Source organism: Campylobacter sp. RM12654 (genome assembly GCF_020137585.1).
In the GTDB taxonomy this organism is placed as follows: domain Bacteria; phylum Campylobacterota; class Campylobacteria; order Campylobacterales; family Campylobacteraceae; genus Campylobacter_E.
The window spans coordinates 17920-40811 of record NZ_JACGAR010000002.1 but is presented as its reverse complement, the minus strand read 5'-3'; the positions used below and the strand labels follow the sequence as shown (position 1 = coordinate 40811).

Annotated in this window: 23 protein-coding genes; 5 read left to right on the top strand and 18 right to left on the bottom strand. The window is 28.1% G+C overall.

All coding sequences use genetic code 11. The annotated features are described in order from the left end of the window. Positions 1-361: 361 nt before the first annotated feature. Positions 362-3820 (top strand): acyl-[ACP]--phospholipid O-acyltransferase, encoded by a 3459-nt coding sequence (locus AVBRAN12654_RS00890; RefSeq protein ID WP_336613764.1) that lies wholly within the window; start codon positions 362-364, stop codon positions 3818-3820. 161 nt (positions 3821-3981) lie between these two features. On the opposite strand, the gene AVBRAN12654_RS00885 is transcribed toward AVBRAN12654_RS00890, so the two are convergent. Genes AVBRAN12654_RS00885 through AVBRAN12654_RS00850 form a run of 8 tightly spaced genes read right to left on the bottom strand, consistent with a single transcriptional unit; the run spans position 3982 to position 12049 of the window. Then, positions 3982-4440 (bottom strand): TlpA family protein disulfide reductase, encoded by a 459-nt coding sequence (locus AVBRAN12654_RS00885; RefSeq protein WP_214119525.1) that lies wholly within the window; start codon positions 4438-4440, stop codon positions 3982-3984. Beyond that, positions 4437-4898: a TlpA family protein disulfide reductase gene (locus AVBRAN12654_RS00880; RefSeq protein WP_336613763.1), complete on the bottom strand. Its 462-nt coding sequence runs from the start codon at positions 4896-4898 to the stop codon at positions 4437-4439. The genes AVBRAN12654_RS00885 and AVBRAN12654_RS00880 overlap by 4 nt, the downstream gene beginning before the upstream one ends. Continuing rightward, positions 4891-5541, bottom strand: coding sequence for an ABC transporter ATP-binding protein (locus AVBRAN12654_RS00875; protein WP_214117801.1), 651 nt, complete (start codon positions 5539-5541; stop codon positions 4891-4893). The genes AVBRAN12654_RS00880 and AVBRAN12654_RS00875 overlap by 8 nt, the downstream gene beginning before the upstream one ends. Next, positions 5542-6681 carry an ABC transporter permease gene (locus AVBRAN12654_RS00870; protein ID WP_214117802.1) on the bottom strand — a complete coding sequence of 380 codons (1140 nt, stop codon included), beginning with the start codon at positions 6679-6681 and terminating at the stop codon, positions 5542-5544. Continuing rightward, positions 6668-7969 carry an ABC transporter permease gene (locus AVBRAN12654_RS00865; protein WP_336613762.1) on the bottom strand — a complete coding sequence of 434 codons (1302 nt, stop codon included), beginning with the start codon at positions 7967-7969 and terminating at the stop codon, positions 6668-6670. The genes AVBRAN12654_RS00870 and AVBRAN12654_RS00865 overlap by 14 nt, the downstream gene beginning before the upstream one ends. Positions 7970-7977: 8 nt before the next feature. Beyond that, entirely contained in the window at positions 7978-9375 is a 1398-nt protein-coding gene (locus AVBRAN12654_RS00860; protein WP_336613761.1) for a Fe-S-containing protein, read from the bottom strand. A gap of 59 nt (positions 9376-9434) precedes the next feature. Beyond that, on the bottom strand, positions 9435-9971 hold the full coding sequence (locus tag AVBRAN12654_RS00855) for an iron transporter (RefSeq protein ID WP_214117805.1): 537 nt from the start codon (positions 9969-9971) through the stop codon (positions 9435-9437). After that, the gene (locus tag AVBRAN12654_RS00850; protein WP_336613760.1) at positions 9968-12049 is read right to left on the bottom strand and encodes an FTR1 family iron permease; all 2082 of its coding nucleotides are present in this window, start codon (positions 12047-12049) and stop codon (positions 9968-9970) included. The genes AVBRAN12654_RS00855 and AVBRAN12654_RS00850 overlap by 4 nt, the downstream gene beginning before the upstream one ends. A 187-nt stretch (positions 12050-12236) precedes the next feature. Between AVBRAN12654_RS00850 and AVBRAN12654_RS00845 the strand changes: the two genes are divergently transcribed. Next, a complete protein-coding gene (locus AVBRAN12654_RS00845) occupies positions 12237-12593 on the top strand; it encodes a hypothetical protein (protein ID WP_214117807.1) in 357 nt (118 codons plus the stop codon). 40 nt (positions 12594-12633) lie between these two features. Here AVBRAN12654_RS00845 and AVBRAN12654_RS00840 read toward each other — a convergent pair whose 3' ends face one another. From AVBRAN12654_RS00840 to AVBRAN12654_RS00810, 7 genes are all read right to left on the bottom strand, one after another. Beyond that, entirely contained in the window at positions 12634-14016 is a 1383-nt protein-coding gene (locus AVBRAN12654_RS00840) for a sodium-dependent transporter (protein WP_214117808.1), read from the bottom strand. 64 nt (positions 14017-14080) lie between these two features. Beyond that, on the bottom strand, positions 14081-15454 hold the full coding sequence (locus AVBRAN12654_RS00835; protein ID WP_214117809.1) for an anaerobic C4-dicarboxylate transporter: 1374 nt from the start codon (positions 15452-15454) through the stop codon (positions 14081-14083). Between the two features lie 128 nt (positions 15455-15582). After that, a complete protein-coding gene (locus tag AVBRAN12654_RS00830; RefSeq protein ID WP_214117810.1) occupies positions 15583-17658 on the bottom strand; it encodes a heavy metal translocating P-type ATPase in 2076 nt (691 codons plus the stop codon). Next, positions 17633-18217: a YtxH domain-containing protein gene (locus AVBRAN12654_RS00825; protein ID WP_214117811.1), complete on the bottom strand. Its 585-nt coding sequence runs from the start codon at positions 18215-18217 to the stop codon at positions 17633-17635. Before AVBRAN12654_RS00825 ends, AVBRAN12654_RS00830 begins: the two co-directional genes overlap by 26 nt. A gap of 5 nt (positions 18218-18222) precedes the next feature. Beyond that, positions 18223-18441, bottom strand: a complete 219-nt coding sequence (locus tag AVBRAN12654_RS00820; protein ID WP_214117812.1) for a hypothetical protein — start codon at positions 18439-18441, stop codon at positions 18223-18225. Positions 18442-18453: 12 nt separating this feature from the next. Next, the gene (locus AVBRAN12654_RS00815; RefSeq protein ID WP_214117813.1) at positions 18454-18894 is read right to left on the bottom strand and encodes a hypothetical protein; all 441 of its coding nucleotides are present in this window, start codon (positions 18892-18894) and stop codon (positions 18454-18456) included. Beyond that, the gene (locus tag AVBRAN12654_RS00810) at positions 18887-19189 is read right to left on the bottom strand and encodes an HMA2 domain-containing protein (RefSeq protein WP_336613759.1); all 303 of its coding nucleotides are present in this window, start codon (positions 19187-19189) and stop codon (positions 18887-18889) included. Before AVBRAN12654_RS00810 ends, AVBRAN12654_RS00815 begins: the two co-directional genes overlap by 8 nt. A 150-nt stretch (positions 19190-19339) precedes the next feature. On the opposite strand from AVBRAN12654_RS00810, the gene AVBRAN12654_RS00805 reads away from it, so the two are divergent. The 3 genes from AVBRAN12654_RS00805 to AVBRAN12654_RS00795 are packed head-to-tail and all read left to right on the top strand — an operon-like array spanning position 19340 to position 21334. Next, on the top strand, positions 19340-20125 hold the full coding sequence (locus AVBRAN12654_RS00805) for a M23 family metallopeptidase (protein ID WP_214119508.1): 786 nt from the start codon (positions 19340-19342) through the stop codon (positions 20123-20125). Then, positions 20122-21042 carry an SAM-dependent methyltransferase gene (locus AVBRAN12654_RS00800; RefSeq protein WP_214117816.1) on the top strand — a complete coding sequence of 307 codons (921 nt, stop codon included), beginning with the start codon at positions 20122-20124 and terminating at the stop codon, positions 21040-21042. The genes AVBRAN12654_RS00805 and AVBRAN12654_RS00800 overlap by 4 nt, the downstream gene beginning before the upstream one ends. A gap of 1 nt (position 21043) precedes the next feature. Further along, a complete protein-coding gene (locus AVBRAN12654_RS00795; RefSeq protein ID WP_214117817.1) occupies positions 21044-21334 on the top strand; it encodes a hypothetical protein in 291 nt (96 codons plus the stop codon). 17 nt (positions 21335-21351) lie between these two features. Here AVBRAN12654_RS00795 and AVBRAN12654_RS00790 read toward each other — a convergent pair whose 3' ends face one another. Genes AVBRAN12654_RS00790 through AVBRAN12654_RS00780 form a run of 3 tightly spaced genes read right to left on the bottom strand, consistent with a single transcriptional unit; the run spans position 21352 to position 22761 of the window. Then, positions 21352-21720, bottom strand: a complete 369-nt coding sequence (locus AVBRAN12654_RS00790) for a hypothetical protein (RefSeq protein WP_214142722.1) — start codon at positions 21718-21720, stop codon at positions 21352-21354. Then, entirely contained in the window at positions 21720-21959 is a 240-nt protein-coding gene (locus AVBRAN12654_RS00785) for a hypothetical protein (protein WP_214117819.1), read from the bottom strand. Before AVBRAN12654_RS00785 ends, AVBRAN12654_RS00790 begins: the two co-directional genes overlap by 1 nt. Before the next feature lies 1 nt (position 21960). Then, entirely contained in the window at positions 21961-22761 is an 801-nt protein-coding gene (locus AVBRAN12654_RS00780; protein ID WP_214117820.1) for a ferritin-like domain-containing protein, read from the bottom strand. Between the last annotated feature and the right edge of the window lie 131 nt (positions 22762-22892).

Genomic DNA, 22892 nt, shown 5'->3' with positions numbered 1-22892 from the left:
AACTATGTATAAAAATCACTTAAAATATAAATAATAAGAAATTAAATCATACATTTAAAATTCTTAAATTAATACCTTAGCTAAATCAATAATGTAATAACTTTAAAATCACTAATTATTGTTTAGTTTTAGATTTTTAAACAATTCTAGCTAAATTACTTTTAGTATTATAAGCTTTTATTACCTATAAATATTATAAGCGTTTAATAAAACTAAAAATACTCATAAATACATTTATTTTTCAAATTCCAAAACAATTAATAATCAAACCAACCATATTTATAACCACCTTATAAAGCGTTATAACTAATTTACAATAAAATAAAAAATAATTAAATAAATTATTTCTTAGGAGTTATAAATGAGAAACGATTTTTTAAAAATCAATGGAATAATCGCATTTTTATTAGTTGGGTTTTTGAATGCTTTTGTTGATTTAGGACATAAAATCATTATTCAAAACACGGTTTATAAGATTTATGATGGCAGCACGCAATTATTTTTAACTGCAATTATTAATGCTTTAATTTTATTACCTTATATTTTTAGCTTTTCAATATCAGGATTTTTAGCTGATAAATACCCTAAAAATAAAGTTATGAAAATAACTGCTTTAGCAAATATATTTTTAGTATCAATCATTTGTTTTAGTTATTACAATGGTTATTTTTATCTAGCCTTTATAATGACACTTATTATGGGTATTCAATCAGCCTTATATTCTCCTGCTAAATATGGTTATATTAAAGAGTTAGTTGGTATCAAGCAACTTGCTATGGGAAATGGTGCTATAAATGCTGTTAGTATTGTGGCTATTTTGTGCGGAATGCTTGTATTTTCTTTAGGTTTTGAATTATTATTAAACGAGTTTAGCACGAGTAAGGATATATTAACTCAAGTAGCTCCACTAGGCTTATTACTAGTAGCTTTTAGTGTTTTAGAATTTATTTTAGCGTCTAAATTACCGCAGGTTAAAAGCGAAAATTCTAATTTAGCATTCAATAAAAACGATTATTTAAAAGGAGTTTTGCTTAAAAACAACCTTAGCTTAATATTTCAAAATAAAGTAATTTGGCTATGTATAATAGGAATTGCCTTCTTTTGGGCTATTTCTCAATTATATTTAGTATCTTTTCCTGTATTTGCTAAGTTTCATCTAAATGAATTAAATACCTTTTATGTGCAAGGCGTAATGGCAGCTAGTGCAATAGGCGTTATTATAGGCTCAATAATTGCAGGTAGATTTTCTAAAAACTACATTGAATTAGGGCTTATCCCGCTTGGTGCTTTAGGATTATTTTTAAGCTCATTATTAATAAGCTTTCTTAATAATTTATTTGCCTTTGCACTTGTATTTTTTATATTTGGCATATCTGGGGCAATATTCACAATCGCTCTTAATTCTTTAATACAATTTAATGCTAAAGAAAATGAATTAGGTATAGTCTTAGCAGGAAATAATTTTATTCAAAATATTTTTATGCTAAGTTTTGTAATACTTGCTACTTTTTTTGCTTATTTAGAAATTGATGTTTTATATTTGTTTTATTTCATTGTAGTTGTGAGTTTTTTAGGCTCTTTTTATGTATTAATAAAACTGCCTTTTTCTTTAGTAAGAATAATAGTAAGCCTTGCTTTTTATCAAAAATATAGATTATTAGTAGCAGGATTTGAAAATATTCCACAAAATAAAGGAGTGCTATTATTAGGCAATCATATTTCCTTTATTGACTGGGCTATCATACAAATGGCAATCCCTAAAAAAGTGCATTTTGTAATGGAGAGAAAATACTATCAAAAATGGTATATTAGAATGTTTATAAAGCATTTTGGAGTAATCCCTGTAAGCTCTGCTGCAAGTAAAGAAGCCTTAGAATTAATTGCAACTTATATCAAAAAAGGCGAAATTGTTTGTATTTTCCCTGAAGGAACTCTCTCAAGACACGGACATTTAAATGAATTTAAAAGTGGTTTTGAATTAGCATGCAAGGATTTAAGCGAAGATGATGGGATTATAATTCCTTTTTATATCCACGGGCTTTGGGGTAGTTCGTTTTCAAGAAGTGATGAAGAATACAATCTAAGAAATAAAAAAATCGGTAAAAGAGAAATAGCAATAGCATTCGGAACAGCCCTTAGCATACATTCAAGTAAAGAATTAGTAAAAGCTAAAGTGTTTGAACTATCATTCTTAGCTACAAAAACTCAAAGCGATAATCTAAAAACAATAGAAAAAGCCTTTATCCTAAGTGCTAAAAAATACTCACAAAATATAGCGATAAACGACCCTTTAGCAGGAGATATAAGCTACAAAAAACTCCTAGCATTAAGCCTAGTGCTTAGTAAAAAAATCCCTAACGATGAAAATATAGGCATATTATTACCTGCTTCATTTGCTTCAACGCTTGTAAATCTAGCTAGTTTATTTGCTGGAAAAACCATAGTAAATCTAAATTACACCGCAGGAATAAAAGCAATAAATCAAGCAAAAGAAAGTGCAAATATAAAGCATATTTATACATCATCTAAATTCTTAGAAAAGCTAGAAAATAAAGGCTTTAAATTAGAATTAGAAAATGTAAATATCATTTATTTAGAAGATTTAATAAAAGCAATAAAAAAAGAAAAGCTAGATATTATCTTTAAACTCTTTTTAATAAGTATCTTACCTAGCTTTATGTTACAAGCCTTATTTACTAAGAATTTAAGCAATGAAAAAACAGCTGCGATTTTATTTAGTAGTGGTAGCGAAGGAATGCCTAAAGGAGTTATGCTAAGCCATAAAAATATCTTAAGCAATATTGCTTCAATTTCTAGCATAATTTGTGCAAAAGATGATGATGTAATACTCTCATCTTTACCGCCATTTCACGCATTTGGACTAACCGTTACTACATTTATGCCTTTAATAGAAGGGATAAAAAGTGCAACTTGTGCTGACCCTACCGATGCTTTAGGCGTTGCAAAAACTATAGTAAAAAATAATGTTAGCATTATGTGTGCAACTTCTACATTTTTAGGAATTTATGCAAGAAATAAAAAAATAGATGAAATTATGTTTGATAGCCTTAGAATTGTAGTTGCAGGTGCTGAAAAATTAAAGCCCGAGATTAAATCAGCTTTTGAGCTAAAGTTCAAAAAAAATATTTACGAAGGTTACGGAGCTACCGAGACAACACCTGTTGCAAGTGTGAATCTACCTAATAAATTTGATAGCACATATTGGCAACTACATAGAGCAAATAAAGATAAAAGCGTAGGTATGCCTTTACCTGGCACTGCTATTAGAATAGTTGATCCACTAAGCTATGAAGAATTAAAAGCAAACGAAGATGGACTTATTTTAATAGGCGGACACCAAGTAATGCAAGGATATTTAAATAATCCTGAAAAAACTGCCGAAGTTATAAAAGAAATAGACGGCATTAGATGGTATAACACAGGGGATAAGGGACATTTAGATGAAGATGGATTTTTATACATTGTAGATAGATATTCAAGGTTTGCAAAAATTGGTGGAGAGATGATTTCTTTAGGACTTGTTGAAAGCGAAGTTGCTAAAGTGATTAATAATGATGAAGTAAAAATCTGCTCTACTTCTTTAGAAGATGATAAGAAAGGCGAGATGGTAGTTTTATTAATTGAATGTAGTGAAGAAAAATTTGATTATTTTGTAGATTTAATAAAACAAAGCGAAATACTAGCAATTTATAAACCTAGTAAATATATTTTGATAAAAGAAATTCCATTATTAGGCAGTGGAAAAGTAGATTATAAAGAAGCAAAAGCCCTAGCTAAAAGTATTTTAGAAAACAATTAATAAAATTTATACTAAAAGGAAGAGTAACTTAAACTCTAAACCTTTTAGTTTTGTAATACTAATTAAAGTTTTGCTAATTTTTGAATATTAAAGTATCAAATGAAATTCTTAATTATTTTGAGATGCAAAATATTTTAGATTTTACTTATGCGTTTTTAATATTAAATCAACATATTTAATTCATTTTCTAAGACAGATTTTGGAGTAAGCGATATAAATTTTTTAACCATTTTTCCATCTTTATCGTAAATAAACATAGCAGGCACACCCCAAACACCACCTACTACATTGCTTAAATACTCAACATCTAAACTCTCATAAATAGTAGCAAATGTAACACCTTTTAAACTTTCTTTTGCCATATCATAATCTCTCATACCGCCTAATACAGCAATAATTTTATAATCCTTACTAAGCTCATTTAAGATAGGAATTTGTTTAGCACATACACCGCAATCCTTTGTGTAAAAAAACAACATAAAAGGCTCATTTAATCCCTTTAACGCCTGTTCTTTCGCACTATAACTTAAATGTATTGGCTCTTTTGAATTTAAAGCTAACATTGCTTCATCTTTACAAGCACAAAGTAAAAATATGAAAATTGCTAGAAAAAATCTCATAAATATTCCTTAATCTTATTAGTTAAAAATTCCAAACTTCTATCGCCTAATACCTTATCCACATAAACTCCATCTTTTAAAATAAATAAAGTCGGAACAGCAAAAATATCATACCTACTCCAGCTAATGTCTTCTTCATCTTTTAAAAAAATCATATTTGAATATTGGTGTTCTAATTCGTGTTTTTTAATAGTCTTTAAATCATCAATAGAATTAATTGCATAGATACTAATATTATTTTCATTCGCAAATTCATTTAATCCAGCCATTACTTTAAGGCAAGCAGCACAACCATTTTGCCAAAATTCTATCAATTCTATACCTTGTCTTTTTAACTCTATTTTATTTAAAGCTGTAGTTTTTGCAAGAATATTAGGAGCTTGTTTATTTAATACTAGCTTATTATCTTCGCAAGATACAAAAAACAAAAGTATTAAAACTATTAGAATTTTATTCATTCACTATAAGTCCATCTTTAATAGTAATTATCTCATCTCCATTTTTAGCCAAGTCAGGATTGTGAGTAATTAATATAATTGTCTTGCCTTCGCTTCTTAATTTTTTAAATATATCTAAAACTATTTCTCCATTTTCTTCATCAAGATTGCCAGTAGGCTCATCAGCTAATAAAATATTTGGATTATTAATAAGACTTCTAGCTATACAAAGGCGTTGTTGCTGACCACCACTTAATTCGCTAGGTAAATGCTCTAATCTATCTAACAATCCTACTTTATCTAAGATTTTCTTAGCATCATTTTCTTCAATACTTGAATGATAATATTGAGCTAACATAACATTTTCTAATACGCTTAAATAAGGTATTAAATGAAATTGTTGAAAAATAAGCCCTATTTTTTCTCTTCTTATTCTTTGTTTATCAGCTTCACTTAAATGAGTTACATTAATACCATCTAAAAAGTATTCGCCTTCACTTGCATTATCAAGCAATGATAAAATATTTAAAAGCGTAGTTTTTCCACTACCACTCTTACCTACAATACTAAGCCAACGACCTTGATTTAATTCAAAATTAAGACCTTTTAAAACATGGGCTTTATCAAATCTTTTATGTAAATTACTAACCTTAATAATACTCATTTATTCTCCTCTTAAATTACCTACTATATCTATTTGCAATGCTTTTTTTATCGGAAAATACGCAGCAAATGATGCAAAAAATAATGATATAAAAATTGAAAGCACAAAAGCACTTAATCTAAAATCTATACTAGCATTAAAAATAATATTGCCTAAAATCTGTGCTAAAAAATACCCACCAATAGTGCCTAATAAAGATGAAACAACAGCTAAAATAAATACTTCATAAGCAAATAATTTTGCTATATCTTTAAAACTAGCCCCAAGAGCTAAATGCAAGGCTATTTCTTTTTTTCTTGAAAAAATAATTGAACTAAGAGTTGTATTAACACTTGTTGAGCTAATTATTAAAATAACAATAGAAATCAAAAACATAAGACCCTTTATTTTTTCTAAAATTGCTCCTTCTTTTAAACTAACACTTAAAATTGGTTTTAATTCTGCATTATTGCTCACAGCTATTTTGCTAAGCTCTGATAGATTTTCAAAATCATCATCAACTATTAAAGATACATAAGAATATTTATCATTAATACCTGATAAATCTTTAGCGGAATTTAAATTGATAAAAGCCATAGCGTCAATCTCATCTCCAGTAGAAAAAATCCCTTTTATAATATAAGTTTTCTCATAAGGAATACCATTTTTTACTATTGTTAAAGGTAGTTTTTGATTTATGTCTTTTTTTAGCGTATTTGCTAAGTCTATACCTAAATAAATACTATTATCTTTTGAATATTCGCTTTGACTTAGGCTACCTTTTTTAACTAATAAAAACTTATTGATTTTTTTAAATTCATCAAAATCAACCCCAGCCACTATTAATTGCCTTGTAGAAAAAACAGGGCTAAAGTATAAATAAGGAGAATAAGCTAATAATTTGTCTTTACTAATTTTTGATTTAATTAAATTAGCTTCTTTAATATCTAAATAATCATCACTTTTAGAACTAATTAGCATATTTGCCCCGTAACTTTTAAGCTCTTTACTCATTTTATTGTCAATATCAAAATATATATTTAAAAAAGCATTAGTAACGCAAGTTCCTATAAAAATTGATATTAAAACTATTATTAATCTTTGCTTTGAAAAAACTATACTCTTTTTAACTTGTGTGAAAAAAAAGTTATTTACGCTCATATAACACCTCAACTATTTCAATATTTACAAAATTCTTAGTAGCTATTAATGAGCCAAGTAAAGCCACCAAACTAGCAAAAAACATACAAATAAATATAATTATAAAGTTATATTCAATACTATGAGAAAAAATACTATAAGATATAATATCACTTACAAAAAATCCAAATACAGCACCAAAAATACTAGCAATTAAACTAACAAACAAATAATCAATTGCAAAAACCAAATAAACTTGTAAATTACTAGCGCCTAATGCTTTAAACAAACCTATTTCTTTTTTTCTTCTATAAACATCGCTATTTATTAAAGACGCTTCTGCAATACTTGCGACAATTAAAGATATGATAAAAATAATTCCCATTAGACCTTGAATTTTTTTAACGATAGAGCTTTCAGCATCTGCTACTTTACTAACAGCTTTTGCACTTGCTCCTTTATAATTTTCTTCAATTTGATATGCAATAGAGCTTACAAAAGCCGTGCAATACCAATTATCAAATTCTACTTGATTTAAACTCTTTATATCATATCTTGCCCTATGAGCTATGTCATTTTCTGGAATTGTTAGAGCTGATACTTCTGCTCTTTCATAAGTATTTGGCTCATTTAAAATATCATTTAATCTATCTATATTAATTAAAATTTTATCTTCATAATCACCCAAATTACTCACAATGCCAACTACTTTTAACTCTACTTCTTTATCATTTATAAGCACTTTAAAAGTATCGTTAGCTTTAAGATTTAAAGAATTTGCTAATTTTTCACTTATATTTACTTCATTTTCTAAACTATTATCATTTACAAAATTTAAATCAGTCTTTAAAAAAGGTAAAAGAGATAAAAATCCAGTATCAAATACCACGGTTTTATTACCAAATTTATCTTGTTCTATGACTAATTCTTTATTAAAATATGTGCCTAAGATACTGATTTTTTTGCCTTGAAATTCTACTTGGCGTTGTTTAAATGGAGCTATTGCTGTTATATTATTTGACCAGAAAATATCTTTAATTTTTCTCAAATCATCAAGATTTAGGAATTTACTTTCGCTTTGTAATTTAAAGCTTTTATTGCCAACTTCAATACTATAAGATGAGCCTTGTGGTAAAACACTAATATTTGCTCCATAATTTCTTAGCTCTTTTCCTAGCTGATTGCCAACTCCAAGAGTTATATTAAGCATACAAGCAAGGAGCAAACAAGCTAAAAAAATAGTCGCAAAACTTAATAATTTTTGAATAGGATTGCCTAAAATTGATTTTTTTACTATTCTTAAAAACATTTTTACTCCTAACTTCTTCTTTCAATCAAAAATAAAGCTTTATCACTTGAGCTTACAAATTTTGATGGGTCTTTTTTAAATTCTTGATAACTTTCATCAGAATTAAAATAATAGCTAATACCATTATAAATATAGGTTTTCTTAGCTTTTGTGTTTAGAAATTTTTCTTTATTTACTGGGTCTTGAACTTGCATTTCAACTACTTTACTAAAATAGTTTTCCCCACCTAATACATCTTTTACTTTCACAATTATCTTATCGTTAATAACTTCAAATTTTAAAGGAATTGGATTACAACCACCTTCTTTACCTACGCTAGGTAAAAATATCCTAACATTACAAGCTACACATAATAATTCATTATTTTTCATAACATAGCCATTATCCCCACAAATACTACAAGCATCAAATACTACTACAGGAGTTTGCTTACCTGCGTGGCGATTAATTATAAAAAATCTAATTTCCTTACCAGAGCTAGAAATATAAGCATAGCGATATAATTTACCATCTTGAATATCTTTAGCATCAAATTCAAAATAATCTTTATTTTTAGGAGTAATGATTTTTGGCTCATCAACTTGAATAGGTTTAGAATCTACTAAATCATAAAATAACATAACTAAAGCAGCACTAATACTTAATATAAAATGAATAGTAAAATGAGAATTTATACTAAAAGTTTTTGCGATATTTTTTCTATATTCTATGTCAAAATCACAAGCTTTTTCTCTATATTTTGGTCTATTTTTTAAGCAAGTGCCAACATAAACAATGCCTAAAATCAAGCAAATATAATAATAAAACTCGGCATAATATCTACTCTTAGTAATATAACTAAGCAAAACAGAGCTATCACTAACTCCAATTCTAATTAGATAATACATAATCTCAGCAAAAGCAGTATTTAAAAACATAATTGCAAAAATTACATAAATACAAATTCTTGATTTTGAAAATGAATTTGAATTAGCAAAAAGAAAATTAATATAAAAAATAATACAAATAAAAATAGCTAATAAAATAAAGCCAAAATTTAAAATCCCTTGAGTATCTAATAAGCTTGATGAAAATATAGGATAAGCAACTGATAATAAAAAATATTTTAAAGAAGCTGCTAAAGATATAAAAAAGCTTAATATATAAGCAAATAAAGAATTATTTTTAAAAATTACTAATTTAATTAAGCTAAAAAATAAAGTAACTAATAAAATTATATTAGCTGTTAATACCCCTATTCTATCTACTTTTTCATAGTGGAATATATAAAATAAAATATATCCAAAAATAAAACCAACTAAAGTAAAAATAATATTTAATTTTAATGATGAATTTTTAGCATAAAAAGCTGTAAAAAAACTAACTAAAAAGCACTCTAAAAATATATGCACAAAATATATACTCATTATTGTCCTTATTTTTGTATATTTTTTATAGAAAGCCTAAGCTTTCTATATTTTAAGTTTTATTTATCAGGTGTTCCTGTGTATTTGAATTTGTATTTAACATTAAATGTATCAAACCACTCGCCAACACCTGTTTCTTTATCTACGTGGCGACCAAAACCTTGTTTTTCAGGATTATCAATTACAAATTCTAATTCATAATTACCAATTCCTGTATCCATTTTAATATTTGCACCATAGTGAGGACCATCATCAGCTACCATTGGCATAAGTTTTCCAACTTTTGTTTTACCATTATCAAGGTTAGTTAATTTATAGCCAATTGTAAGATATGGCATCCAAAAACCTTCAGGAAAACCATTTGGATTTTCTTTAAGAGCGTGAATGTCAGCTTCTAAGTGAATATCAGCTAAAGACGCTGCTAAATCAATACCTCTTGGCTCCATTTCAATTGGTTGAAGATACACAGCTGCTATTTCCATTCCGTGTAATTTATAGCTTTCTGCACCATCAATTGTAGGAATTTCAACTTCTCCTGCAAACACTGAAGACGCTAAAAAAGCACCTGCTACTAAACTAAGCAATGATTTTTTCATTGTTTCTCCTTTGATTTGATTTGCATATAAACAACTCCTCCTATTAATAGGACGAGGATTATTGCCTGTAAAACTAAGCTCTCATAATAAGGATATAATCCTAACCAAGTAATGCTTTCAAATTGCATTGGTATGAGATGTGGAGTTAAGACCTTGCCCTCAACAAGTTCCATAATCCCTTTGCCTGTAAAAGCAAAACACATATAAAAAATAATGATTGAGGTTATTAAGAAAAATTGTTTTATAGGAATTCTAATTGCACCAGCTTTAAGTAAGAAATATAAAACTACTAATATAACAATACCAAGAGCTAAACCACCTAAAACAGCACTAAGTCCAGCACTAGAACCAGAATCAATCAATAATGCTTGATAAAACAATATTGTTTCAGCACCTTCTCTAAATACTGCTAAAAACACGGTCCACCATAATGTTTTAGCACTGCCATTTGTAATAGCTAATCTTGCTTGCTCTTTTAAATTACTTGCATATTTTTTATTTCTTGCATTACTAAGTAGCCAAAAGCCAACATAAAATAATAAAACAACAGCAATTAGCATTGTTACACCTTCTATTAGCTCTCTACTTTGTCCTGAATTTTTAATAAAATATGAAACTATAAAAGCAGTGATAAACGATAAAACAACACCACTACCAAGTGCTGAATAAGCTATATTTAATCTGTCTTTATTACCGCTTTGAATAATATATGAAATTATTGCAACTACTATTATTAAAGCTTCTAAACCTTCTCTTAAAATAATAGTAAGTGATGATATAAATAAAAACCAAACACTTGTATCATTGATTTTATCTAACTGACTTTCAATTAATTTATTTAACTCATCAAAATTAGCAATTAACTCATCTTTAGAAGCCTTACTTTTAATTAGTGCTGTTCCTTTAGTAAATTTTGCTTCTATTTCAAGCTTTATATTTGAATTAACAGCACCAATTTTACTCTCCATTCCTTTTGCTTCAAAAATGTCTAAATATATATTTTGAAGAGCATCAATACTTGCTTTTTCTCCCATTGTTTCATAGTCTTGAACTATTTTATTTAAAGCTATTTTAATATCAGTTGCAACTTGAGTATAATCTACATTCTTAGTCTCATCAACATATCCAACTAATTTTAATTTATCTAAATTACTAGCATCTATTTTAGTCATTACATCAAATATAGAATCTAATATCTCTTCACTTCTAGCTCTCATATCGCTTTCAGTTACTTTTCCTTCGCGAATATCACTGCCAAAACTTCTTAACTTGCTTCTCATATTAAGATTTTTTGTTGCATTTATTAGAATTTCAATATTTGTATTTATATATATTTCTTCTCTTGCAACGCCAATTGTATCAGCTGCTTTTGTAAATTCTCCTTGCTTATTATATTGAATAGCTTCGTCAAATTTCTCACTTAATAAATCATATACATATTGTAATTTCGGGTCAATCGCAGCTGCTGCTTGAAGGTCTTCTAAACTATCATAAACTTCTTTTTGCATAGTTGGTTTTGTGATTTCTCCACTTGCTTCTTTGCTAAGATGGGCTAATTCTGCTGCTTTTTGTTCTTCACATTTAGTTTTTGCACTATTTTCATCTGCTCCAAACATCATCTCACCTTCAATGCAAGTTTTTAACAAATTCTCTCTTGCATTCATTTCAGCTTTTGCTTTATCATAATTTGGATCAGAGGCTACTGCAACTATTTTAAAGCCATTTTGTATAACTGGCGTTACTTCTTCTAAATCAAATATCAAACCATCTATTAAAGCTTCAATTTTGCCTATATTTTCTCCACGCCCATAATAACCACGAAGATTGGTAAATTTTCTCTCCATCAAATAGCCTTTTCTACCAATATTTCTTCCAATAGGACCTTCCATATTTTCAAAATGTTGAAAATAAGCTTCACTTGCAAGTTGTCTTGCAGTTTTTGCATCACCTTTTTTATAGGCTTCTAAACCTTTATTTAGCTTTTCTATAATTAAATCTTTTTCCTTGAAATAATCAACATCATCTCTAGCTATTAAAGATATACAAATAGCAAAAATAAGCAAAAATATTTTTTTCACAAGATAACCTTTATAATAATTTTACTCATTATTGTATGAGTTATAAATAAATAAAATCTAAATGATACTTATTATTTTTTTCATTATTATCAATTAGAATTAATGTTGATAAAAATAATTTATTCTTATTAACCATTTTTAATAATTCGCTCCTACAATTTCGCGACTTTTTTAAAAGGAGATAAAAATGAAAAAAGTATGTTTGTCATTAGTTGCCTTTATAGGCCTTAATTTATGTGCTGCTGAAATTCCTGCAGTTGATGTTTTAGATTGCAAAAGTGCTGAATGCATCAATGGCGCAAAAGCTGAAAAAATATTAGAAAAAAGTGAGCAAAAGGTAGTAGAAGAAGTAAAAGCTAAAGAAGAAGTGGTAAAACAAGTTAGCGATAAAGTAGAAGAAAAAAAAGAAGTAGTTAAAGAAGAAGTAAAACAAACAAAAGAAGAAATTAAAAAGGCAAAAAAAGAAGCTAAGAAAAATAAAAAAAGTAAAGAAGCTAAAAAATCAAAACACAACAAAAAAGAAAAAGTAGAAAACAAAAAATAATTTATGCTTACGATTTAGCTAATGCTAAATCGTAAAATACTTAATTAAAAAATCCCAAAATATATGATTTTAAATTCTCAAAACCACTTATAAAAATTACAATAATTACAATAGGAATAAAATATTTTATATAATAAAACCAAGCTTTATAAAGTGGATTTTTAAGTTCATAATTATTGCTAATTTCTCTTAAAGCTTCATCTTTACCTAAAACAAAAGCAACATAAATTACACAAAGTAAAGCTGTAATTACAAATAAAATATTTCCACTAATAAAATCAAATGTATCAAAAATATTTCTCCCATAAATTAAAACATTATCAAGCACTCCATAACTTAATAAAGCAGGAATATTTCCTAATATAAAAATTCCACCTAAAACTAAATTAATCGCTGTATTTTTTGAGATTTTAAATTTTTCTTCTAATACAGAAATAATTACTTGATAAATAGGCAAACTCGTAGTAAGTGCAGCTGTTAATAATAAAACAAAAAACACTATAGCAAAGAAATCCCCAAAATGCATATGAGAAAACACTATTGGTAAGGTTTTAAATACTAATGATGGACCAGCATCAGGACTTAATCCAAAAGAAAATAAAGAAGGAAATATCATAAATCCTGCTAAAACCGCTACAAGAGTATTTACAATACCTGTAATAATTGCTGTTTTTAATAAATCCTCGCCTTTATCAAGGTAACTTGATAATGTAATCATAACCCCAAATCCAAGCGATAAAGCAAAAAATACTTGTCCTATAACATATAAAAATATATTAGGTGTAATCTTGCTAAAATCAGGATATAAATAAAACTTAATCCCTTCAATTGCCCCATCTAAAGTAACATTTCTAATAACCATAGCAATAAGACATAAAAACAAAAGCGGCATTAGATACTTAACAGAACGCTCAATTCCATCAATAACTCCACGCCTTAAAATAATCCAATTAATAAATACAAAAATAAATGTATAAATTCCTATCATTAAAGGGTCATTTTCTATATTTTTTTGATAATGTAAACTAGTTTGCTCTGCTGTAATTACTGAAGTTAAATCAAGCCCGCCTAAATTAAACATAGACATAATAATATTAACAATATAGCTAATTACCCAAGCACCTAAAACCATATAATAAGCCATAATCGCATAGCTTCCAAATAGCCCTAAATACCCAACAAATTGCCATTTTTTACTAAAACAATCAACGCTATTTTTATGCATTCTTCTGCCTATTATATTTTCTACTAAGATAATAGGAACACCGACTAAAAACATAGCTATTATAAATAATAAAACATAAGCACCACCACCATTTTCTCCTACCATATAAGGAAATCTCCAAGTAGCTCCAAATCCAATAGTAGCACCTGCAACGGTCAAAATATATGTAAGTCTATTACTCCAAGTAAGTCGTTTCATAATGTATCCTTTTTTGAAAAAGGATACATTTTATACAAAAAATAATGATAATTTCAAGTTTTTTTTAAATAAATTTTACAAATAAAAATCCTAAAGCAACGCTTAAAGCAATCATTAAAACGCCTGGAATAAAGAAAGAATGGTTAAATACATACTTTCCTATCCTAGTAGTTTTTGTATCATCCATTCCAACCGCACCAAGTAATGTTGGGTAAGTTGGTAACACAAAGAGTGCTGAAACTGCTGCAAAAGAAGCGATGATTATTTTTGCGTTTTCTGGGTTTTCATTTAATGCAAGTGCAACAATTACTGATGGAACTATTGCTTTAGCAGTTGCTGCTTGAGAATATAAAAGCATACTAGCAAAGAAAAAGGCAAAAGCTAATAAGAATTGATATTGTTCTACTAAGCCTTTAGCAAATTCTTTTATTTCATTACTATGAGCGCTTACATAAGTATCTCCTAGCCACGCAACACCTAAAACACAAACACAAGCATTCATACCGCTCTTAAATACACTTGTTTCAATGATTTTTGAAGTATTGATTTTAGTGCTTAATACAATAAAAGTAGCAATGCTAAGCATTACACACATAATAGCACTATCTCTTGGAATAATTATCTCATCAGCTTTTAAGCCTGAAATATAAGTCGCATAACAAACAACAGCTAAAACACCGATAACAAAAATCGCAACGCTAGTCTTAGCACCTTTTATAATCTCTTTTTGAGTGCTTTGTTTTTTTGCTATTTCGCCTTTTTTAAGTAATTCTTGATAATACTCATCAGAACTTAAATCAAGATTTGAAAACTTAGTTACCAAAAACGCACTAAGCATACAAGCTAAATAAGTGCTACCTATCCAAATGCTTAATAATGTTAAATAAGAATACCCAAAAGGCTCAAGCACACCACTAAGATAAACAACAGCTGCACTAACAGGACTTGCAGTAATTGCTATTTGACTTGATACAACTGCAAGGCTAAGTGGAGCTTTTGGCTTAATATTTTGCTCTTTTGCAACCTCAACAATTACTGGTATCATAGAAAACGCAGTATGCCCTGTCCCTGCTAAAATAGTTAAAAAATAAGTAATACTAGGAGCTAAATAATTGATTTTTTTAGGATTTTTCCTAAGTATTTTTTCAGCAATATGCACCAAATAATCAAGCCCGCCTGCTAATTGCATAGCCGAAATTGCTGCAATTACTGACATAATGATTAAAATTACCGAAGTTGGAATTTCGCCTGGTTTTATACCACACAAAATACCTAATAAAATAACTCCAATCCCACCAGTATAGCCAATCGCAATTCCACCAAGTCTAACACCTAAAAATATAGCTGCTAAAACTATGGCTAAATCCAAAAATCCAACAACATTTGCAAAAAGCAAAAAGCAAATCGCTACAACAATCCAAACATATTTGTTTTTCATTTTAACTCCTTTAAAATGCCAATTTTACACATAATTATTTTAATGTTTTATAAAAATTAAAAGATTTAAATTTTAAAGAATAATTAAAAAGAAAAATTAGGAATTTAAAATCAAATTCCTAATATAATTTAAAATAATTGCTTATGTTTTATAGCATTAGCCAATAAGCCAATAGTTGTGCCATTATGAGCAAATGCAGTAGCTGCTGGGCTTAATAAACCAAGTGTTGCAGCACCTAATATGAATGAATTAACCCATACCGTTGTGCTAAAGTTTTTATCAATTTTTTTCATAGTTTCATTAGCTATAACTTTTGCTTCTAAAATACAAGCAAAATCATCTCTTAGTAATCCAATATCAGCACTAGCTTTTGCTAAATCAGCACCTTTTTGCATAGAAATTCCAACATCAGCCTGAACTAACGACGGAGCGTCATTTATACCATCGCCTATAAAGGCTACTTTTTTGCCTTGAGCTTTTAAACTAGCTAAAATATTTGCTTTATCTTGTGGTAAAAGCTCTGCGTAAACCTTATCAATTCCAAGTTCTTTTGCAACTTCTAAAGCCCTACTTTCAATATCGCCTGTTAGCATTACTAATTCTTTTACGCCGTTTTGCTTAAGCTTTGCTAAGACTTCTTTAGCATTGCTTCTAATTTCATCTTTCATAGCAATTACGCCTAATAATTCTTTAGATTTTGCTACATATAAAAGAGTTAAGCCTTTATCTAAAAGTTCTTTAATATTTGCATTAGCCCTAGAAAAATCAACACCTTCATCATCTTCTAAAAAGTGCCTTGAGCCAATTATTACTTCTTCATTATCAATGCTAGTTTTAACGCCGTGTGCTACTATAAACTCCACTTCTCCGTGATTAATATGAGAAAATCCACGCTCTTTAGCAGCCTTTACTATAGCTTCCGCAACAGGGTGAAAATAATGCTCTTCAGCACTTGCACTAAGATTTAGTAAGGTTTTTTCATCATATTTTGGACTAAATACATGAACGCTTTCAACTTTTAAGTCCCCATAAGTTAATGTGCCTGTTTTATCAAATACAAAAGTATCAACCGAGCTTAAATTCTCTAAAGCAGTGCTACCTTTAAGCAATATCTGTCTTCTTCCTGCATAAGAAATAGCACTTTTAAATGCCACAGGAGTTGCTAGTTTTAAAGCACAAGAATAATCAGCCTGAAGCACACTAGCCATCGCTGCACTTCCTTTATATAAATATGCAAGTCCAGCAAGTCCTAAAGTAACAGGCACTAAACTATCTGCTAATTTATAAGCTTTTTGCCCTATTTTTGATTTTTCTTCTAAGCAATCTTTCATATAATGTAAAATCTTAGCCGTTGATGTATTTTCTCCAACGCTTTCAGCCCATATTTTAATACGACCTTCAACTACCACGGTTCCACTTAAAACCCTATCTCCACGACTTTTAGTAACTGCTTGGGCTTCTCCTGTCATAGAAACTTGATTAATACTAGCAATCCCATCAACAATATAACCATCAACCGCTATATTATCTCCTTGAGATACCACTACAATATCCCCTACTACCAAATCTTTTGCACTTTTTTTAACAAGCTCTTGATTAACCTCTACCCAAGCGTGAGTTATTTGTGGTTTTGCTAGTTCTTTTATCAAATCATCACTTTTTGCCACTACGCTTTCTTCAATATATTCGCCAATATTTAGCATTAAATTAGTGCTATTTGCTGCTTTATAATCTTTTCTATATAAAGAAACTCCTACCGCTGCTGCTTCTAATACTTTTGAAGTTAAGCCATTTTCAATAAGTTCTAAAGTTCCTTCTTTTAATAAAGGCAATGCAGTTGCACTAGAAACAAAACCATCATAAATAGGGCTTGTTTTATAGCTATTTGCTAAAGCTAAAATAGATGAATAAATCATAGCCTTACTTGGAGTTTCTTTTGCTTTTTTTAATTGCTTAATTTCATAAGTGCTAAAAAAATCTAATATTTTTTGAGCTAAATTATTATCAATTTCTTTTGAACTTGTAAAAACTAAGCTTTTTGAAGCATTATTAACACTTACAAAAACACCAGAAAAATTAAGATTAAACTCACTTACTAATAAATGATTATCGCTTAGATTATTAAGCGTATTTAGCCTAATTCTAAGACGATTTTTAGAGTGATGAATAACCTTACAATTATTCTTGCATTGAAGCTTTTGCATCTTCTACTTGCTCTTTAAATTCTTCAATAGCAGCACTAGCAAAACTTTGAATTTTTGCAACACCTTTTGCTAAAGTATCTTTTGCATCTTTATTGCTTAATAAATAAGTAACCGCAGCACCAATTAAAATTCCTTTTACTAAAGGAGAACCAAAAAGCCCTGTTCCTTGAGTTGTTAGCGAACTTAAAAAGCCTGTATTTTGATTGTTGTTTGCAGTATTATTTAAATTATTGTTTGAAACATTATTTAAATATGGATTATAAGAATAATTTTGATTGTTATATCCTTGATTAACATTGTAATTTTGATTGTTGTTTAAATATGGATTATTATTATTTGTCATTTTATTTTCTCCTAAAAATTGATTAATTAAAATTCCACTAATTCCAGAAACTATTGCGTTTTTATAATCTTTCCTAGCTATATCATTGCTTGTTTTAATTGCAAAATAGCTAGTAACTCCTACCTTTAAACTTGCTTTTAAATCTTGAGTTGTAAAAAAATTATTAAGACTAGAGCTTAATAAATGATCACTCGGAACTCTATTTGATGTAAGCATAATTTTTACTTCTTAGAGCTTTTTTTAGCTACTTCTTTCTCGCATTTGCAACAAGGTTTAAGTTTTGAGATTTTTAAAATTGCATTTTCTGTCATTTTTCCTGCACTTTTTGCAAAATCTTGAGAATTAAACTCACTTATACTTTTTTTAATACTATCTTTTTTATTATAAATTGTTACTGCAGCTACGCCTAATGCTGCACCTAATATGAATGGAATTGGCATGATAATCTTCCTTTATTTTAAAATATCTTTTAAAAAATTACTAACTAAAGAATCTACATTAAATTCATTAGTCGCAAGGCTTTTTCTTAAAGCCACCTGATACTCATTAACCGAACTAGCCCAAAGTCTAAAAATAAGGTCTTTTAGCTTTTCATCTTTGCAAACATTAGCCGCTATTTTATAAGCTTGAACGATTTCAAATTCTTTTGCTAAAAGTAGCAAATAAGCATCATTTAAACTACACTCAACCAATAAAGCATTATTATCGCTAATTAATAATTGATTTAATTGCTTTTTTGCATTTAAAATATCTTTTAAAATACCATCATTAAAGCAATTAGCATAATACTCATATAATTTTATGCTAGTTAAATCTAGCTCAAAAGCTCTTCTTATATCGCTGTTTTCTAGTTCTTGCAAAAACTCTTGGTTTTCAAATCTTAGCTCAAGCAATGTTAAGCTCCTTTAAAGCTAGGTTAATCTCATCAATGTTTTTTGCATTGATTAAATTATCAAGGCTTTGTTTTGATATGATTTTATCATCATATAAAATAGTAACCTTGCCTAAGATTTTATTAACTTTAACTTCATTAATCCCTTTTAGATTAAAAACTTCATCAATGTCGTAGCTTTCTAAGTCTTTTAATTCTCTTATCTTGCTAGATATATCAAGTCTTAATCTACCACTTGTGTGATGAGTGATTGTAATGTATTCTAAAACTTCACTTAAAACCTTAGCTTTATCCATTAAAAATCCTTTCGTTTTCAAAAATGATTGTAGTCCCTAAAACTTAAAATAAAATAAAATATATAAGATAATGATAATCAAAAAGTGGCAAAAACTCAATATTTATGCTATTTTGCTAATCTTTTCTATATTAAATTACTAAGGAATTTTATGAAAAAATTATTTTTTATCTCATTTTTTACAACATTTTTGCTATCAAATAATCTAATAAATGGTAAAGTTGATATTAGCATTCAAAATCCAATAATTAGTAAAAGTGAAATCACTTACACAAAATATCCGATAAATAATAAAACCTTATTAATTTTAGCCCCAAATTATCGCTCAAGTGGTAAAACTTTAAATATTACTTTAGACAATCAAGAATATAGCCTTAAAGTGCTTGAAGGAGAATATAAAAAAGAGCAAATTAAACTTGCAAAGCCATCAATTATTAAGCCAAACAAAAAGCTACAAGAAAGAATTGCTAAAGAATACGATGAAGCAGTGAAAATCTATGCAAAAAGCACCGAAAAAGTATATATTAATAAGCCTTTTATAATCCCTTTAGATAGTGTTATTACAAGCCCTTTTGGAAGTGCTAGGGTGTTTGAAAACACTCTTAAGAGTTATCATTCAGGCACTGATTTTAGAGCAGCAATTGGAGTTAGCATTCCAGCTAGTAATGATGGAGTAGTAGTTATTGCAAAAGATAGATACTATTCAGGTGGTAGCGTTGTGATTGATCATGGATACGGCGTTTATTCGCAATATTATCATTTAAGCAAGATTAATGTAAAAGTGGGTGATTTTGTAAAACAATCAGATATTATAGGACTTAGTGGAGATACGGGCAGGGTTAGTGGACCTCATCTTCATTTTGGAATTGCTATAAAAGGCGTTAGTGTTGACCCACTTGATTTTGTAAATAAATTCAACGCAAAGGCTTTTAATTGATTTTTAGCAAATATTTTGATACTTGGAGTAAAGAGTATTATAAAAAAGGTGTAAAAGTTGGTAAAGATGGGGATTTTTATACAGCTGTTAGTGTTGGAGAGCTTTTTGGCTTTTTGTGTGCTAAAAGATTTATTTTTTTAGTTGATGAAAAGATTTTAAAACTACCTATTGATATAGTAGAAATCGGTGCAAATGAAGGGTATTTATTAAAAGATTTTTTAACATATTTAAAAGATAAACGCCCTGAAATTTATAAGCAAATTAATGTGAAAATCATAGAGCCACACGACAATCTAAGGGCTTTACAAAAAAAGAATTTGAATGTGGAATTTAAACATTATTATTTTGATGATTTTAGTAGTGATAATGCCTTTTTTATCGCAAATGAATTATTTGACGCTTTTGCTTGTGAGCTTTATGATAATCATAAATTTGGCTTCGTTGAAAATGGCAAAATAATCTTTAAAGAGCATAAAAATAGTTATGAATATTTACAAGATAAACTTGAAAAACGCTTGGAATTTTCTCCTATGATATATGATTTTTTAAGTGCTTTAGATAAGAAGTGTAAGGAATTTTATTTTTTAACATTTGATTATTTTTCTACATATTTAAATGATGAGTTTAGTTTAAGAATATTTAAAAATCATCAATTAATTGACCCATTTAACGCTAATTTAGAAGAATTATTTGCAAATTGTGATATTACTTGGAATGTAAATTATGATGAATTGTGCTTTTATTTTGATAAACTTAATCTAAAACATAGCTTTAAAAAACAATCAAGAGCTTTGATGGAATTTGGAGTAGATGAATTTAGCGATATTAAATACGCAAATGCCATTAAATATCTATTTTTTGGCTTTAGCGATAATTTTCATTGTTTAGAATTTAATAAAAACATTAAAGGAGATTAAAATGGATAAAACAAGTAAAGAATTAATAAAAGTTGATGCAAATACTATCAACGAATTAGAAAACGAGCTTTCAAGTTTGCTTAAAACTAGAAATCAAGAGTTAAAAGAACAAATTAAAAAATTAAGCGAAGAGCAAAATAAATTTGAATATCAATTAAATGATAAATTAAAGAAAATTGAAAAAGCCAAAAGCGAGATAAAACCCAAGTCTAACGCAGCATTAATTACTTTATTAAGTATATTGATAATACTTGTAGTAATTGATGTCGGGATTAGAATTTTTGCTAATTAATCTAGGAAATTCCTAGATTAAATATAATAATCCTTGCAGTCTTTAAAATCGCAAAAAAGCACCGCATCAACGCCTATTAAAGCGGCTTTTTCAATATCGCTAGTATCTTTTATAAAAGATAAAATCTTACTATCAAATAAATATTTTTCTGCTAAAAATACGCTGTCTTTTAAGATTTTAGCATTTGGGATAATGTATTCACAAAGTGCTGCATTTGATTGCAAAACTTCACTTAAAGTATCGCAAAATATAGCTCTTTTAATATTTGGCTTTGCTAATATTTCTTCGCTAAATTTTACACAACTTACATTATTTACACTAAGTCCTAATTCAAATTCTAAAGCTGTAAATTGATTTTTTATATAATCTAATCCATAAATTAACATTATTTATCCTTAAGTGCATTTTCTAAAAACAATATTTCATTTATATAATTTTTTTGCAAATATTCTAAATTAATTGAGATTTGCTCTAATTCTTCTAAATTATAATCATTTAATTTTGCTAATAATTCATCGTAATCTAAGGCGAATTCAAAGCCTTTTGCAAAATTAATTTTAGTATTATTATAAATTAGTTCTAAGTCTTTTAAAATTGATATTTGATTTGATATTTTCTCTAGCATATTAATTAAAATTCTTTTTTATTTCATCTAATTCATCTTGGGTATATCCAGCCATAATTCTAGCGTTTTCATTCATATTTTTAATAGGTCTTATTAGGTGTTTGTATTCTAAGAGTAAATCACAAAAATTCTCATTTGTCCCACCTGCGTTTTTATACCATCTATCGCCTTTATTTACATGGCTTATTTCATCGTGCAAGATGATTTTTAAAACTTCTAATAATTTTGATTTTATTTGGTGTTTTGTGCTGCTTATTTTTTTAACCACAAAAGGATTAGCATCAAGCCCACAAGCTTCTAAATGCCTATGCACGACCCCCATTCTAACCTTAAAACTAGAATTAGTAGCTCTCATAGCGTCAAATAAATTAGTATGCACCCCAAAATCTCCGTATTTATATCCTAGCTCATTTAAAGCGTCGTTTAATAGACTAAAGTGTAAGCATTCTTCTTTAGCTATTTCTAAAAAATCACTCGCAAACAAAAGCCCACCGGTATGATAAAATCTATAAGCAGCATCTAACGCAAGGTCAATTGCTGAATATTCAATATGAGCTATTTGGTGTAAGGTCTTTGCTAAAGCATTATCAGAACTTAGTTCTTTTGGTCTTTTAATCCTTGTTGGGTGAATAATCTCAAGGCTTTTTGCATAACTTGGCTCTTCTAAAACTAAAGGCTCGTATTCATTATAAGCTAGGTTATTGCTTAAAAAATCATCGTAAAAATCATCAAATTTAGCTAATTTTTTAGCATAATCACTCTCGCTTAAAACATCAAATAAAGTATGCGAATAATCTTTCATATTAGTCCTTAAAGCTTATAAATGAGATTTTTTATTTTATAAAATCTTTGATAAAAACATAGTTTTACCAAAGATTATTAAAAAGAATTTAAATAAATACTATTTAAATTCTTTTATTGTCTATAAATCTT